The sequence below is a fragment of the Paracoccus pantotrophus genome, from assembly GCF_008824185.1.
Lineage (GTDB): Bacteria > Pseudomonadota > Alphaproteobacteria > Rhodobacterales > Rhodobacteraceae > Paracoccus > Paracoccus pantotrophus.
This window is the reverse complement of the sequence record NZ_CP044426.1, coordinates 1,691,093-1,704,670: the sequence shown is the minus strand read 5'-3', so window position 1 is coordinate 1,704,670 and position 13,578 is coordinate 1,691,093. Positions and strand designations below refer to the sequence as shown.

The 13,578-nt window shown below is 68.5% G+C and carries 15 protein-coding genes; 7 read left to right on the top strand and 8 right to left on the bottom strand.

Annotation, left to right across the window (positions count from 1 at the left end; all coding sequences use genetic code 11):
* Positions 1 to 79 precede the first annotated feature (79 nt).
* Both ESD82_RS18915 and ESD82_RS18910 read left to right on the top strand, forming a co-directional pair.
* Complete coding sequence (locus tag ESD82_RS18915) at positions 80 to 643, top strand: DUF4202 domain-containing protein (protein WP_024843548.1); 564 nt, start codon at positions 80 to 82, stop codon at positions 641 to 643.
* On the top strand, positions 636 to 1,328 hold the full coding sequence (locus tag ESD82_RS18910; protein ID WP_024843549.1) for a sirohydrochlorin chelatase: 693 nt from the start codon (positions 636 to 638) through the stop codon (positions 1,326 to 1,328). The genes ESD82_RS18915 and ESD82_RS18910 overlap by 8 nt, the downstream gene beginning before the upstream one ends.
* A gap of 61 nt (positions 1,329 to 1,389) precedes the next feature.
* Here the strand turns inward: ESD82_RS18910 and ESD82_RS18905 are convergent, their stop codons facing one another.
* From ESD82_RS18905 to ESD82_RS18880, 6 genes are read right to left on the bottom strand one after another with little or no spacing between them, the layout of a single operon-like run.
* Positions 1,390 to 4,482, bottom strand: coding sequence for a valine--tRNA ligase (locus ESD82_RS18905; protein ID WP_147427626.1), 3,093 nt, complete (start codon positions 4,480 to 4,482; stop codon positions 1,390 to 1,392).
* A gap of 60 nt (positions 4,483 to 4,542) precedes the next feature.
* A complete protein-coding gene (locus tag ESD82_RS18900) occupies positions 4,543 to 5,202 on the bottom strand; it encodes a glutathione S-transferase family protein (RefSeq protein WP_208852068.1) in 660 nt (219 codons plus the stop codon).
* A complete protein-coding gene (locus ESD82_RS18895; RefSeq protein WP_147427628.1) occupies positions 5,202 to 5,834 on the bottom strand; it encodes a glutathione S-transferase family protein in 633 nt (210 codons plus the stop codon). The genes ESD82_RS18900 and ESD82_RS18895 overlap by 1 nt, the downstream gene beginning before the upstream one ends.
* 3 nt (positions 5,835 to 5,837) lie before the next feature.
* Entirely contained in the window at positions 5,838 to 6,473 is a 636-nt protein-coding gene (locus ESD82_RS18890) for a YceI family protein (protein ID WP_147427629.1), read from the bottom strand.
* On the bottom strand, positions 6,470 to 7,258 hold the full coding sequence (locus ESD82_RS18885; RefSeq protein WP_147427630.1) for a VOC family protein: 789 nt from the start codon (positions 7,256 to 7,258) through the stop codon (positions 6,470 to 6,472). The genes ESD82_RS18890 and ESD82_RS18885 overlap by 4 nt, the downstream gene beginning before the upstream one ends.
* A 10-nt stretch (positions 7,259 to 7,268) precedes the next feature.
* Positions 7,269 to 7,625, bottom strand: a complete 357-nt coding sequence (locus tag ESD82_RS18880) for a DUF1428 domain-containing protein (RefSeq protein ID WP_024843555.1) — start codon at positions 7,623 to 7,625, stop codon at positions 7,269 to 7,271.
* A gap of 88 nt (positions 7,626 to 7,713) precedes the next feature.
* On the opposite strand from ESD82_RS18880, the gene ESD82_RS18875 reads away from it, so the two are divergent.
* Positions 7,714 to 8,427, top strand: a complete 714-nt coding sequence (locus ESD82_RS18875) for a winged helix-turn-helix transcriptional regulator (protein WP_024843556.1) — start codon at positions 7,714 to 7,716, stop codon at positions 8,425 to 8,427.
* Here the strand turns inward: ESD82_RS18875 and ESD82_RS18870 are convergent.
* Positions 8,361 to 8,843, bottom strand: a complete 483-nt coding sequence (locus ESD82_RS18870) for a peroxiredoxin (RefSeq protein ID WP_024843557.1) — start codon at positions 8,841 to 8,843, stop codon at positions 8,361 to 8,363. The two genes, ESD82_RS18875 and ESD82_RS18870, sit on opposite strands and share 67 nt — an antisense overlap.
* Before the next feature lie 79 nt (positions 8,844 to 8,922).
* On the opposite strand from ESD82_RS18870, the gene ESD82_RS18865 reads away from it, so the two are divergent.
* Together ESD82_RS18865 and rsmD are read left to right on the top strand one after the other, a co-directional pair.
* Complete coding sequence (locus tag ESD82_RS18865; RefSeq protein WP_147427631.1) at positions 8,923 to 10,119, top strand: NAD(P)/FAD-dependent oxidoreductase; 1,197 nt, start codon at positions 8,923 to 8,925, stop codon at positions 10,117 to 10,119.
* Positions 10,116 to 10,712 carry a 16S rRNA (guanine(966)-N(2))-methyltransferase RsmD gene (gene rsmD / locus ESD82_RS18860; RefSeq protein ID WP_024843559.1) on the top strand — a complete coding sequence of 199 codons (597 nt, stop codon included), beginning with the start codon at positions 10,116 to 10,118 and terminating at the stop codon, positions 10,710 to 10,712. Before ESD82_RS18865 ends, rsmD begins: the two co-directional genes overlap by 4 nt.
* On the opposite strand, the gene ESD82_RS18855 is transcribed toward rsmD, so the two are convergent.
* Positions 10,679 to 11,110: an Lrp/AsnC family transcriptional regulator gene (locus ESD82_RS18855; protein WP_024843560.1), complete on the bottom strand. Its 432-nt coding sequence runs from the start codon at positions 11,108 to 11,110 to the stop codon at positions 10,679 to 10,681. The two genes, rsmD and ESD82_RS18855, sit on opposite strands and share 34 nt — an antisense overlap.
* Positions 11,111 to 11,250: 140 nt before the next feature.
* On the opposite strand from ESD82_RS18855, the gene ESD82_RS18850 reads away from it, so the two are divergent.
* Both ESD82_RS18850 and ESD82_RS18845 read left to right on the top strand, forming a co-directional pair.
* Positions 11,251 to 12,408, top strand: coding sequence for a type III PLP-dependent enzyme (locus ESD82_RS18850; protein WP_147427632.1), 1,158 nt, complete (start codon positions 11,251 to 11,253; stop codon positions 12,406 to 12,408).
* Positions 12,409 to 12,488: 80 nt separating this feature from the next.
* Positions 12,489 to 13,574 carry a DUF2235 domain-containing protein gene (locus ESD82_RS18845; protein WP_024843562.1) on the top strand — a complete coding sequence of 362 codons (1,086 nt, stop codon included), beginning with the start codon at positions 12,489 to 12,491 and terminating at the stop codon, positions 13,572 to 13,574.
* Positions 13,575 to 13,578: the final 4 nt, after the last annotated feature.

Below are 13,578 nucleotides of genomic sequence, written 5' to 3'. Positions count from 1 at the left end.
CTAGCTTCGCGCCCGCGCGACGGCAATCCGCGTTGACGCCGCGCGCCGCTGCGGCATGATGGCGCAAAAAGAGGACCGCATGACCCGCCTTCAGAAAGCTTTCGACGCCATCGACAAGGCCAATGCCGCCGACCCGCATCTCGACCCCGAGGGCCGGCCCGAGGCGCTGCTCTATGGCCAGCGCATGACGGCCGAGCAGCAGGCGCTTTACCCGGACGCCTCCGAGCCCCTGCGCGTTGCCTGCCGCGGCCAGCATGTCGAACGGTGGAAACTGCCGCGCGACGCCTATCCGATGGACCGCGCCGGCTACCTGGCCTGGCGCACCGAACAGGGCCGCCGCCACGCCGCCCGCATCGCCGGCATCATGCGCGAGGCCGGCTATGGCGACGAGGACATCGCTGCCGCCGAGAAGATGCTGACCAAGCAGGGCATCAAGCGCGACGGCGAGGTGCAGGCGCTGGAAGACGTCGCCTGCTTCACCTTCATCCGCTGGTATATGGGGCCCTTCGCCGAAGGCCGCGACCCGGACGAGCTGCAGCGCATCGTGGAAAAGACCGCGCGCAAGATGTCGGCCATGGCCCGTGCCCGGGCGCTGGAGGCATTCGCCATCCCCGAGCCCTTTGCCGCCGCCTTCCGTGCGTAACGTCCTCATCGTCGCCCATGGCCAGCCCGGCGACCCCGCTCCGCAGCAACGGGCCATCGAGGCGCTGGCCGCCCGTGTCGCGCCGCTGGTGCCGCAGGCCTGCGTCCGGGGCGCGACGCTGGCCATGCCCGGCGCGCTGGATCGGGCCGATGACGAAACGCTGATCTATCCGCTGTTCATGGCGACGGGCTGGTTCACTCGCAGCGAATTGCCCCGCCGCCTGGCACTGGCCGGCGCGCCCAAGGCTCGCATCCTGCCGCCCTTCGGCAGCGACCCCGGCCTGCCTGCGCTTTGCCTCGCCCTGATCGCCCAGGCGGCCGAGACGCAGGGCTGGCCCCTTGCTGGAACCCGGCTGCTGGTCGCCGCCCACGGCTCCGGCCGCTCGCGCGCGCCCTCCGAGGCGGCGCGCCGGATCGCCGCCGGCCTCGCCCCGTATGCCGCCGCCGCGACCTGCGGCTTCATCGAGGAAGCCCCCTTCATCGCCGATGCCGCGCGCGACCTGCCCGAACGCGCGATCTGCCTGCCGCTCTTTGCCACCCAGGCCGAGCACGTCACCGACGACCTGCCCGCGGCGCTTTCCCAGGCCGGCTTCCAGGGCCTCGTCCTGCCCCCGGTGGGCCTTGCCCCGCAAGTCCCGGCGATGATTGCCGAAAGCATCAAGGCCGCCCTGTCCAAGCGGCCCTGATCTTCTTCGTTCCCCAAATACCCTTGCGACCGCGCCACCGGCACGGCGCAAAAGCCGGGGGTCACATCGCCGCCAGCTGCGCCAGGGCCGCGCGGATGCGGGCCAGATCGTCCTCCAGCGCGGCAAGCTTCTCGCGCGTCTCCTCGATCACCTCGGGCTCGGCATTCTCGACAAAGCGCGGGTTGCCCAGCCGCCCGCGCAGGCCCGAGGCATCCTTCTCGGCCTTGGCCGCCGCCTTTTCCAGCCGCGCCGTCTCGGCACCGACGTCGATCATCTCGCCCACCGGCAGCGCGAAGCTCGCCCCCAGCGCCGCGACCGAGATCATGCCCGGCCCCATGGTGCCCTCGACAGGCGCATTCACCCGTGCCAGCCGCTCGATCAGCGGCGCGTTGGCGGCCAGCGCCGCCCGCGCCGCATCGTCGGCCTCGGTTACGATCAGGTCGGGACGGGCGCCGGCCGGCACGCCGATCTGGGCGCGGGCCGAGCGGATGGCCTCGATGAGCTGGATCACCCAGTTCATCTGCCGGTCGGCCTCGGCGTCGATCAGCTCGGGCCCGTATTCCGGCCAGTCGCCATGCACCAGCATCCGCTGGCGATCCCCGGTCAGCGCCCAAAGCTCCTCGGTGACGAAGGGCATGATCGGGTGCAGCATCGTGTAGCACTGGTCCAGCACCCAGCCCATGGTGGCCTGGGTCTCCTCGCGATACGCGCCGTCGAACAGCGGCTTGGAGAACTCGACATACCAGTCGCAGACCTTGCCCCAGACGAAGGCGTAAAGCCCGGTCGCGGCGTCGTTGAAGCGGAACGATTCCAGCGCCTCGTCGGTGGCCTGCCGGATGCGGGCGACCTCGCCGATGATCCAGCGGTTCACCACATGTTGCGGCTGGGGCCGCGCCCCGCCGCCGCGCACGCCGTTCATCTCGGCAAAGCGGGTGGCGTTCCAGATCTTGGTGACGAAATTGCGGTTCGCCTCGACATGCTTCGGCCCCAGCTTGGGGTCGCGGCCCATGGCGGCCATGCTGGTCAGGGTAAAGCGCAGCGCGTCGGCGCCATATTCGTCGATCAGGGTCAGCGGGTCGATGACGTTGCCTTTCGACTTCGACATCTTGGCGCCCTTTTCGTCGCGCACCAGCCCATGCACATAGACAGTGCGGAACGGCACCTGCCCGACCACGGCCAGCTGCATCATCATCATCCGGGCCACCCAGAAGAAGATGATGTCGAAGCCCGTCACCAGCACCGATGTCGGGAAATACTGGCGCAGCTCGGCCGTATCCTCGGGCCAGCCCAGCGTGCCGATGGGCCAGAGCCCCGAGGAAAACCAGGTGTCCAGAACATCCGCGTCGCGCCAGACCGGATAGACCAGCTTGGTCGGATCCTGGGTCAGGTTGTAATCGGCCAGCCCCTGGGCAAAGGCGTCGATGGCGGCCTCGCGATCGGCGACCTCGATGACGCGGGCCATTTCCAGCGGCACCGGCAGTTCGGCGATGGCATCGCGGAACTTCTCGACCACCTCGGCAAAGCTCGGGGCGGCGTGGTGGATCTCGTCGCGATGCACCAGGCCTTCTTCCAGCAGGGCGAAGATCTCGACCTCGTCCAGCACGCCGTCATGGTCGTCCTCGACCTGGCCTTCCAGCCGCAGGTCGAGCCCGTACCAGACCGGGATCTGGTGGCCCCACCACAGCTGGCGGCTGATGGTCCAGGGCTCGATATTCTCCAGCCAGTGGAAATAGACCTTTTCATGCTGCTCGGGCAGGATGCGGGTCTGGCCCGAGCGCACCGCCTCCAGCGCCGGGCCGACGATCTTGGCGGTGTCCACGAACCACTGGTCGGTCAGCATCGGCTCGATGACCACGCCCGAGCGGTCGCCGAAGGGCTGCATGATCGGCTTGGCATCGACCAGCGGCCGGCGCTCCAGATGCTCGGCGCCGGTCTCCTTGTCGATGGACTTGTGCAGATAGGTGACGGCCAGCCCTTCCTCGGTGATCGCCTCGATCACGCGGGCCCGCGCCTCGTAGCGGTCGAGGCCGCGCAATTCCTCGGGCACCAGGTTCACGTTCGAGACGTCGCCCACGTCCTCGCCCTTGGCGGCGCGGGTAGCGATCTCGGCGCTTTCCTCGTAGCTCAGCCCGTCGGCGCGCATCCGCCCCTTGCCGTCCATCAGCACGTAAAGCGGGATGCCGTTGCGCATGGCCACGGCATAGTCGTTGAAGTCATGCGCGCCGGTGATCTTGACCGCGCCCGAGCCGAAATCCGGGTCGGGATATTCATCGGTGATGATGGGGATCAGGCGGCGGTGTTCCTTGGGTCCGACCGGGATCTCGCAAAGCTTGCCGACGATGGGGGCATAGCGGGCGTCGTCCGGATGCACCGCGACCGCGCCGTCGCCCAGCATGGTTTCGGGCCGGGTGGTGGCGATGCTGATATAGTCCCGCATCTCGCGCAGGGTGACGTTGCCGTCGGCGTCGCGTTCCACGTATTCATAGGTCTCGCCGCCGGCCAGCGGATATTTGAAATGCCACATATGGCCGGGAACCTCGCGGTTCTCGACCTCGAGGTCGGAAATCGCGGTCTCGAAATGCGGATCCCAGTTGACCAGCCGCTTGCCGCGATAGATCAGGCCCTTCTCATACATGTCCACGAAGACCTTGATGACGGCATCGTGGAAATTGCCCTCTTCGCCCGCGGGGGCGCCGGGGGCGCCGGACATGGTGAAGGCATTCCTGGACCAGTCGCAGGAAGCGCCCAGGCGTTTCAGCTGCTCGATGATGGTATGGCCGGATTCCTGCTTCCAGGCCCAGACCTTCTGCAGGAAGGTCTCGCGCCCGATGTCGCGGCGGTTCGGCTCCTGCCGCTCGGCCATGCGGCGCTCGACCACCATCTGCGTGGCGATGCCGGCATGGTCCTGGCCCGGCTGCCAGAGCGTGTCAAAGCCGCGCATCCGGTGCCACCGCACCAGGATGTCCTGCAGCGTGTTGTTCAGCGCGTGGCCGATATGCAGGCTGCCGGTCACGTTCGGGGGCGGGATCACCACCGAGAAGCTTTCCGCCCCCGGCTTCGCATTGGCGCCCGCGGCGAAGGCATTGCTTGCCGCCCATTCCCGCGCGATCCGCGCCTCGGCGGTTCCGGCGTCGAAATTCTTGTCCATGGCCATGTCGCTTACCCCTCGAATCGAAAAGGGGATAGCGAAACCACGGCGAAAGGCCAAGAGGCGCTAGAGAAACCGCGCCGCGATCCCGTCCTTGAACGGGAACCAGCCATAGAAGGGCCGCGCGCCCTCGATCACCCGCTGGACCGAGGGCCGCGCCACCAGCCGCTCGAAATACCCGGTCAGGCGCGGATGATCCGCGAAGGGATGGATGGCGCCGGCATAGAACAGCGCCGGCATGGCGGCGCAATCGGCCAGGCCGAAGCCGCCCGCGATCCAGTCGCGCCCGTCCAGATGGCGGTCGAGCGCGGCATAGGCCAGGTCCAGCTTGCCGCGGGCGAAGGGCGCGACCCGTTCCTCGGCCCCCTCGGCCATGAAGATGCGGGCATCGACGATCTGCTGCATCATCTGCATGACCTGGAAATCCAGGAAGCGGTCCCATTGCCGCGCCGGCAGCGAGGCGTCGGGGTCGGGGTCCAGCAGGCGCTGCGGTCCGGGATGGTGCCGGTCCAGCCATTCGATCATCAGCGAGCTTTGCGACAGCACCAGATCGCCCTCGCGCAGCGCCGGCATCCGGCCCATCGGCTCGACCGACCGCATCAGCGCCCGGTCGCCCTCGTCGCCCAGGTCGATATGGCGAAACTCGAAATCCGTCCCCAGTTCGTAAAGTGCGATCAGCACCTTCTGCGTATAGGAGGACAGCGGGTGGCCATAGAGCGTCAGCATCACGCGGCCTGCGCGAAATGCGCGACCTGCGCGGCATGGGCGCGCTGGAAGGCCGGGCGGGCGGTGATGCGGTTCATGTAGGCGGAAAGCACCGGATGGGCCGCCAGTTCGCCCACGCTGTCCACCACGCGCAGCACATCGGCCAGCAGGAGGTCGGCGACGGTGAAGCGGCCGGCGGCGATGAAGTCCCGCCCTTCCAGTACCGGGACCAGCTGCCCCAGACGCTCGTGCAGGCGGGGCAGGGCCAGTTCCTCGGCCCTTGCATCCTGGTCGAAGATCCGCGCCAGCGCCATGGCCATCACCGCCGGTTCAAGGCTGTTGAGCGCGGCGACCAGCCATTGCTGCGTTTCGGCCCGCGCGGCGGCCTCGCGCGGCATCAGCGCCTCGGAGCGTTCGCCCAGGTAAAGCAGGATCGCGCCGCTCTCGAACAGCGACAGTTCGCCGTCGCGCAGGATCGGCACCTGCCCGAAGGGCTGGCGGGCGAAATGCTGCGGGGTCTTTTCGCGTACGCTGGTGGTCTCGATCTGATAGGGCAGGCCGGCTTCCTCGCAGGCCCAGCGGATGCGCAGGTCGCGGACATAGCCGACGGCAAAGGGCGACACCCAGTCATAGGTGGTGATCACGAATGTCATGGCTTACTCCTGCCGGGCGAACTCGGCGTCGATTTCGATGGTGATCGGATCGGTGAAGAATTCGTTCATGCCATGGGCCTGCGGGTCGATATCGGTCCGGGCATGCAGCCCGATCAGGTCGCGGATGATCGGGTTGCCGGATTCGTCGCCGGTATAGCCCTTGCCCGCGCCGATCAGCGTCACCTCGAATGTCGCGGGCTGGGTCTTGCCCAGCAGCGTCAGCTGGCCCGAGACCTTGCCCTTGGTCGGGCTCTCCGCGCTGAAGCTGTCGGCGATGAAGCGTGCGGTGGGGTTCGTCGCGCTGTCCAGATAGTCCGGGCCGGTCAGGATCTCGGCAAAGCCCTGGACCGGGGTCATGACCGAGGCGATCTCGACCTCGGCTTCCAGCCGGCTTTGCGCCGGGTCGTCCGGGTTCCAGTCGAGCTGGCCCGAGACGGTGCCGAAGCGGAAGACGCTGACCGAAAAGCCCATATGCGGCACGCGGGCCTGCACCGCCGAATGCGTCGGGTCCAGGCGATAGGCCCCGGCGGCTGCGGCGTGATAGTCCTGCTGGCCGCGGGGGATGCTCTCCGGCGTCACCTCCTGGGCCGCAGCGGGTGCGGCCCAGAGGGCGAGCGCGATCAGGGATGCGCGGATCATGACATTTCGTCCTTGGGCCCGACCACGGCGAAATGCGCGCCCTGCGGGTCGCGCGCCACCGCGATGAAGGCCGGACCCGGCACCTCCATCGGCCCGTGCAGCACCTCGCCGCCCCCCTCGCGGATGCGGGCGATGGCGGCATCGACGCCGTTCACGCCGAAATAGGGCAGCCAGCACGGCACCGGCGCATTGCCCAGCCCCATCATGCCGCCGATATCGGTGCCCTGCCAGGAAAACAGCTGGTAGGTGCCCATCTCGCCCATGTCCATGGCGGTGGACTTGGTCCAGCCGAACAGCTCGGCATAGAAGTCCAAGCCCGCGCCGGGATCGGTGGACATCAGCTCGATCCAGTTGCCGTGGCTTTCCTTGCCCTGGTTCCAGGCCCCGGATTCGACCGGAGGCTGCGGGTCCATCGGCGCCGGTTGCAGGATGCCGAAGGTGGCGCCCTGCGGGTCGGTGACGACGGCATAGCGACCGGTACCGGGAATGTCGGCCGGCTCGCGGAACACCGAGCCGCCCAGGGCCTTGATCTTGGCCGCGGTGGCATCGGCATCGTCCACGTCGAAATAGACCATCCAAAAGGGCGGCACCTCGGCGCAATCCTCGGGCATTTCCATCAGCCCGGCGACCATGTCGCCGCCATGGCTGGCCAGGCGATAGGTAAAGCCTTCCATCCCCGAGTCCGCGATGGTCCAGCCGAAGACCTTGCCATAGAAGCTTTCGGCCGCGTCGAGCCCGCCCCTGGCGGCGGAGAGCTCGAACCAGCAGGGTTTGCCGTGATACATGGCTGCCCCCTCAGGCTTTCTCGTCCACGATGGGCTCGAAGCCGCCCCACATCATCCGCATGCCGTCGAAGGGCATCTCGGGCGGCCCCTGCATCTCGGGGTCGGCCATCATCTTTTCAAAGCCCGCATCCGCGGTCGCCTTGTCCGGCCATTCGATCCAGGAAAACACCACGGTCTCGTCGTCCTTGGCCTGGGTGGACATGTAGAAATCGTTGACCTTGCCGCGGGGCACGTCCACGCCCCAGGCCTCTACCATGCGCAGCGCGCCATAGCGCTTGAACATGGACCAGGCCCCCTGGGCCATGTCGATGTATTTCTGCTTGTTCGCCGTCGGAACCGGCAGCAGGAAACCGGAGTAGTAGGTCATCTCTCTTCCTCCTCATCGGGCGCAAGATGCGCCAATGAGTCGCAGGTTGGCAGTTGCAGTATTAAAAAGCAACTGTTAATATTGAAACATGACTAACACTGGCAAGATCTCGCGACTGCGCTACGAGGAAGGGTGCCTTGGCGCCCATGCGTTGAATTTCATCGGCGACCGCTGGGCGCTGCTGGTGGTGCGCGAACTGATGTTCGCACCCAAGCGGTTCCAGATGATCCGCGCCGGGCTGCCCGGCGTCACGGCCAGCGTGCTGACCCAGCGCCTGAACCAGCTGGTGCAGGCGGGGGTGGTGGCGCATGACGATGTGCTGGGGGTCTATGCGCTGACCGAGGCCGGCCGGGCGCTGCATCCGCTGCTGCGCGAGCTGTGCCGCTGGGCGCTGGTGATGCCGGGGCACGATCCGCGCAAATTCATCAGCATTTCCGCGCTGATGATCTCGATCTCGGCCACGGTGGACAGCGCGGCTGCTGCCGGATCACCGCTGCGCGCCGGCTTCGTCTCGGGCAAGGAGGGGTTCGAGGTCGCGCTTTCGGCGGACGGGTTGCCGCTGGTCCGGGCGGCGCGGGTGCCGGCGGCGGATTTCGTGCTGGAGGGTTCGGGCAATGCGCTGGCGGCGGCGGTCTATGGGCCGGGGCCGGTGGCGCTGGCCTCGGCCGGGCTGATCGGGCTGCGCGGCGACCGCAGCGCCGCGCAGCAGTTCACGGCGCTGTTCCGCCTGGCGCCTCAGACCAGTTCCAGCAGTGATTCGCCCGAGGAAACCGAGCAGGCGCTGGGCGCTTCTTCGACCTGAAGCTCTTCGATCGTGCCGTCGTTGACCAGCATGGCATAGCGTTTCGAGCGGCCGTTGATCCAGCCTGCACCCTGGATGTTCATCCCCAGCGCCTTGGTGAAGCTGCCGTCGGCATCGGCCAGCACCTCGATTCCGGCATCGGTCGCGCCGGTATCCGCGGCCCATTTGCCGGCCACGAAGGGGTCGTTCACCGTGATGCAGACCAGGCGCGAGACGCCCTTGTCGCGGAAATTGCCGGCGCTTTTCACGAAGCTGGGCATATGGGCGTTGGTGCAGGTCGGCGTATAGGCGCCCGGCACGGCAAAGATCGCCACGAGGCCCTGGGCCAGGTCGGCGGCGGCCACTTCCTCGGGGCCATTGGCGCCCAGTTTCAGCAGCTTGCCTTCGGGCAGCTTGTCGCCTTTTGCGATGGACATGCGCGGTTCCTCCGTCAATTGCATCGTTCCGGGCGCAACTATAGGCTCTGCGCCGCGGGCAAACCAGCGAGGGCGAAGAATGAACATCGTGATCCTTGGCGCGGGGCAGGCGGCGGCCTCTCTGGCGGCGAAACTGCGCGCGCTGGGGCATGGGGGCGGCATCGCCCTCATCGGCGACGAGCCGGCTGCCCCCTATCAGCGCCCGCCCTTGTCCAAGGCCTATCTGCTGGGCGAGATGGGGCTGGACCGGCTGACGCTGCGCGCCCCGGACTGGTGGGACGAACAGGGCATCGCCCTGCACCTGGGCGAGCGTGCGGTCCGGATCGACCGCGCCCGCCGCGTGGTGGCGACGGAGCGCGGCGAATATCCCTATGACCAGCTTGCCCTGACTTTGGGCGCGAGTCCGCGCCGCCTGCCGGCCGCGATGGGCGGCGACCTGCCCGGCGTGCATGTGGTGCGCAACCTGGCCGACATCGCGGGCCTCAGGCCGGCGCTGGTGGCCGGGCGCCGTCTGGTGGTGATCGGCGGCGGCTATATCGGGCTGGAGGCCGCAGCGGTGGCCCGCAAGCTGGGGCTGGAGGTCGCGCTGGTCGAGGCGGCGCCGCGCATCCTGGGCCGTGTCGCCGCGCCCGAGACCGCGGACATGATCCGCGCCCTGCACCGCGCCCATGGCGTCGAGATCGTCGAGGGCACCGGCATTGCCCGTATCACCGGCGACACGGCTGCCGATGGGGTGGAACTGGCCGACGGCCGCCGCCTGTCGGCCGATCTGGTGATCTGCGGCATCGGCATCGCGCCCGAAACCGCGCTGGCCGAGGCGGCGGGGCTGGCCATCGACAACGGCATCGCCGTGGATGCGCTTGGCCGCAGCTCGGACCCGTCGATCTGGGCGGCGGGCGATTGCGCCAGCTTTCCGGCAGCGGGGGGGCGGCTGCGGCTGGAAAGCGTCGGCAATGCCATCGACATGGCCGAGGCGGTGGCGGCGAACATGCTGGGCGCCGATGCCCCCTATGTGCCCAAGCCCTGGTTCTGGTCGGACCAGTTCGATGCGAAACTGCAGATCGCCGGGCTGAACCTGGGTTACGACCGGGTGGTGACGCGGCCGGCGGCGAATGGCGGCTCGGTCTGGTATTTCAGGGGCGGCCGGCTGATCGCCGTGGACGCGCTGAACGATGCCCGCGCCTATATGATCGGCAAGCGGCTGATCGAGGCCGGCCGCTCGCCCGAGCCCGAGGCGGTGGCCGAGGCCACCGAGCTGAAGGCGCTGATGGCATGAGAATCGTCGGCGGCACCCTGCGCGGGCTGAAACTGGCCGAGATCGGGGCCGGCGATCCGGCGGCGCATCTGCGCCCGACCACCGACCGGGTGCGCGAGTCGGTCTTCAACCTGCTGATCAACGGCACGCATGGCAATCCGATCCCCGGTGCGCGGGTCTTGGACCTGTTCGCCGGCACCGGCGCGCTGGGGCTGGAAGCATTGTCGCGCGGTGCCGCCCGCGTGGCCTTCGTCGATGACGGCGTGGCGGCGCGGGCGCTGTTGCGCGCCAATATCGACAAGGCCCGCGCCATGGGCGTGACCGATGTCTGGCGCCGCGACGCGACAAGGCTGGGCGAGAATCGCGGCGCGCCCTATGGGCTGGTCTTCCTGGACCCGCCCTATGGCAAGGGCCTGGGCGAGCGGGCGCTGGAATCGGCGCTGGCCGGCGGCTGGATCGCGCCGGGCGGCATGGTGGTCTGGGAGGAATCGGCCCCGCCCGGACCGGTCGCCGGGCTGGAACGCATCGATCAGCGCAAATACGGCGACACGATTGTCACATTGTTGCGCAGGGGACACGATCAGGCGGCGCGATCCAGCTTGGTGGACAGGTGAATCAGGCTCTCGCTGGAGCGGACGCCGGTCAAACCGCCGATCTGATCCAGCACATCGTCAAGCTGGCTGGTCGATATGGCGGCCAGTTGCAGCAAAAGATCGACGCGGCCGCTGGTGGTATGGATGCGCTCGACCTCGGGCAGGCTGCGCAGCCGGGCCAGGATCGCCGCCTGGGCGCGCGGCTCGATGGTCAGCAGGCAGGTGGCGCGGATGCGATGCTCGCGCGCGGAATCGCCCAGCCGCAGCGTGTAACCCGCGATGGCGCCCGAGGTTTCCAGCCGCTCCAGCCGCGCCTGCACGGTGGACCGCGCCACCTTGAGCCGCCGCGCCAGAACCGCCACGGACATGCGTGCGTCCTGCGCCAGATGGGCCAGAATCCCGCGATCAAGTTCGTCCACCCGCCCACCTGTCGATTTGCCGAAGCTTTTGGCATATTAACGAAGTCGCGGCCCATTTCCACCCTTTTCATTGCAGCAATCGGAACCCATAGGGCGCAGACTTGTTTGCACCCCCACACGCGCACAGGAAGGACATGCCGATGGGACTGACCGAGGGCCGCGGCCCCAAGACCGTCTGGAACAATCCCGCCGAGATCATCCGCAGGCTGGCGCCGGAAAATCCGGTGATGGTCTTTGCCCCCTCGGTCCTGAGCGCCACCGCCCAGCGGTTCCTGCAGGGCTTTCCCGGCCTCGTCACCTATGCGGTCAAGTCGAACCCGGACGAGGCGGTGATCCGCACGCTTTCGGCGGCCGGGATCAAGGGCTTCGACGTGGCCTCGCCCTATGAGATCGACCTGATCGGCCGGCTGGCCCCGGATGCGGCGCGCCATTACCACAACCCCGTGCGCTCGCAGGCCGAGATCGCCCATGCCGTCGAGGCGGGGATCAAGGCCTGGTCGGTGGACAGCCGCTCGGAGCTGGACAAGCTTTTCGCCCGCGTGCCGGCCGAGCATTGCGAGATCTCGCCGCGCTTCAAGCTGCCGGTGCTGGGCGCGGCCTATGATTTCGGCTCGAAGTTCGGCGCCACGCCGGAACTGGCGGCCGAGCTGCTGCGCGCGGTGGCGGAGCGCGGCTATATCCCCTCGCTGACCTTCCATCCGGGCACGCAATGCGTCGATCCGCATGCCTGGGAAAGCTATATCACCACCGCGGCCGAGATCTGCGCCATGGCCGGCGTCAGGGCGCGGCGGCTGAACGTGGGCGGCGGCTTCCCCTCGCATCGCGTGACCGGGGTCGAGCCGGACCTGGCCGCGATCTTCGGCCTGATCCGCCGCGTGACCGACGAGGCCTTCGGCACCGATGCGCCGCAGCTGGTCTGCGAGCCCGGCCGCGGGCTTTGCGCCGACGCCTTTTCGCTGATCACCCGCGTCAAGGCGGTGCGCGACGGCCAGAACGTGTTCCTGAACGACGGCGTCTATGGCGGGCTGTTCGAACTGCCCATCGTCGGCAATCTCGACCGGCTGCAGGTGCTGACGCCCGAGGGCACGGCGCGCGAGGAAGAGCCGATGCCGCGCATCATCTTCGGCCCGACCTGCGATTCGGTGGACCGGCTGCCGGGCGAGCTGTCCCTGCCGGCCAATATCCAGGAGGGCGACTATGTCGTCTTCCACGGTGCCGGCGCCTATTCGACCGTCACCAACACCCGCTTCAACGGCTTCGGGTTGATGGCACACCTGACCGTGAACGCGCTTGAATAGGGATTAATCGACGCTTCGCGTTTCCATGCTAGCGTCGGACCATGGAATCATCCCGCCCGCCGATATGCCAGGTTGTCCTGATGGATGGCACCTTCGCCTCGCTGACCGAGGGGCGAAGGTCGTCCATCGCCCGCATCCACGCCCTGCTGTCGGGCGAATGCGGGGCGCTGCCGGTGCCGCTTGCGGTGCATTACGCCCCCGGCCAGCAATGGGAGGCCTGGCGCACCTTGCCGGAACTGGCCATGGGCTCGGCGCTGGAGCGGCATATCTGCGGTGCCTATGCCTGGCTTGCCCGCGAATGGCGGCCGGGCAATCCCTTGTTCTTCTTTGGCTATTCCCGTGGCGCCTTTGCCGCGCGCTCGCTTGCCGGCATGATCGGGCGGGTGGGGTTGCTGACCCATGCCCATGCCACGCGCCGCAACGTCCAGCAGGCCTGGCAGCTTTACCGGCAGGGCCGCGACCGCATGGTCGGCCGGCTGGATCCCGCGCTGTGCCACCCGGTCGTGCCGATCCGCATGATCGGGGTCTTTGACACGGTGATGGCGCTGGGGATCCGGTTGCCGCTTTTGTGGATGCTGACCGAGCCGCGCTTTCGCTTTCACGACGCGCATCTGGGCGCGCATGTCGAGCGTGGCGTGCAGGCGCTGGCGCTGGACGAGACGCGGGCGGCCTTCCAGCCGCTGATCTGGGACAGCGCCTCGGCCCCCGGCCGGATCGAGCAGATGTGGTTTCGCGGCTGCCACCCGGATGTGGGTGGCCAGCTTTCGGGGCTGGAATATGCCCGGCCGCTGGCCAATATCCCGCTGGTCTGGATGATGTCGCGGGCCGAGGCCTTTGGCCTGCCGCTGCCGGATGGCTGGCGTGCGCATTTCGCCTGCGACGCCACCGCGCCCTCGGTCGGGTCGTGGCGCAACTGGGGCAAGGCCTTCCTGGCGCGCGCGCCGCGCCTTGCCGGGGCCGATCCGTCCGAGATGCTGCACCCTTCCGTGCCGCGGCCCTATACCGGCCCGGCGCTGCTGGCCGGGGCGCTGGCCGAGGCCGCGCCGCCGCGCCCGCATCGCCGGCTGGTCCGGGCCAGGCCCAAGGCAAAGGATGCGGCGGCCCGGCCGGCGACGGCGCCGCAGCCGGAAATCGCCACGCCGGCGGGGCAGGGGCCGGACGGCTGATGCC

Bases quoted from the DNA above. Each gene is read 5' to 3' on its own strand.
- ESD82_RS18885 (WP_147427630.1), bottom strand. From the start codon at position 7,258: ATGTATCACGGCAAACCCTGCTGGTTCGAGCTCTCCGCCGCCAGGGGC.
- ESD82_RS18880 (WP_024843555.1), bottom strand. From the start codon at position 7,625: ATGACCTACTACTCCGGTTTCCTGCTGCCGGTTCCGACGGCGAACAAG.
- ESD82_RS18870 (WP_024843557.1), bottom strand. From the start codon at position 8,843: ATGTCCATCGCAAAAGGCGACAAGCTGCCCGAAGGCAAGCTGCTGAAA.
- rsmD (WP_024843559.1), top strand. From the start codon at position 10,116: ATGAGAATCGTCGGCGGCACCCTGCGCGGGCTGAAACTGGCCGAGATC.
- ESD82_RS18915 (WP_024843548.1), top strand. From the start codon at position 80: ATGACCCGCCTTCAGAAAGCTTTCGACGCCATCGACAAGGCCAATGCC.
- ESD82_RS18865 (WP_147427631.1), top strand. From the start codon at position 8,923: ATGAACATCGTGATCCTTGGCGCGGGGCAGGCGGCGGCCTCTCTGGCG.
- ESD82_RS18890 (WP_147427629.1), bottom strand. From the start codon at position 6,473: ATGATCCGCGCATCCCTGATCGCGCTCGCCCTCTGGGCCGCACCCGCT.
- ESD82_RS18895 (WP_147427628.1), bottom strand. From the start codon at position 5,834: ATGACATTCGTGATCACCACCTATGACTGGGTGTCGCCCTTTGCCGTC.
- ESD82_RS18900 (WP_208852068.1), bottom strand. From the start codon at position 5,202: ATGCTGACGCTCTATGGCCACCCGCTGTCCTCCTATACGCAGAAGGTG.
- ESD82_RS18850 (WP_147427632.1), top strand. From the start codon at position 11,251: ATGGGACTGACCGAGGGCCGCGGCCCCAAGACCGTCTGGAACAATCCC.
- ESD82_RS18875 (WP_024843556.1), top strand. From the start codon at position 7,714: ATGACTAACACTGGCAAGATCTCGCGACTGCGCTACGAGGAAGGGTGC.
- ESD82_RS18845 (WP_024843562.1), top strand. From the start codon at position 12,489: ATGGATGGCACCTTCGCCTCGCTGACCGAGGGGCGAAGGTCGTCCATC.
- ESD82_RS18905 (WP_147427626.1), bottom strand. From the start codon at position 4,482: ATGGCCATGGACAAGAATTTCGACGCCGGAACCGCCGAGGCGCGGATC.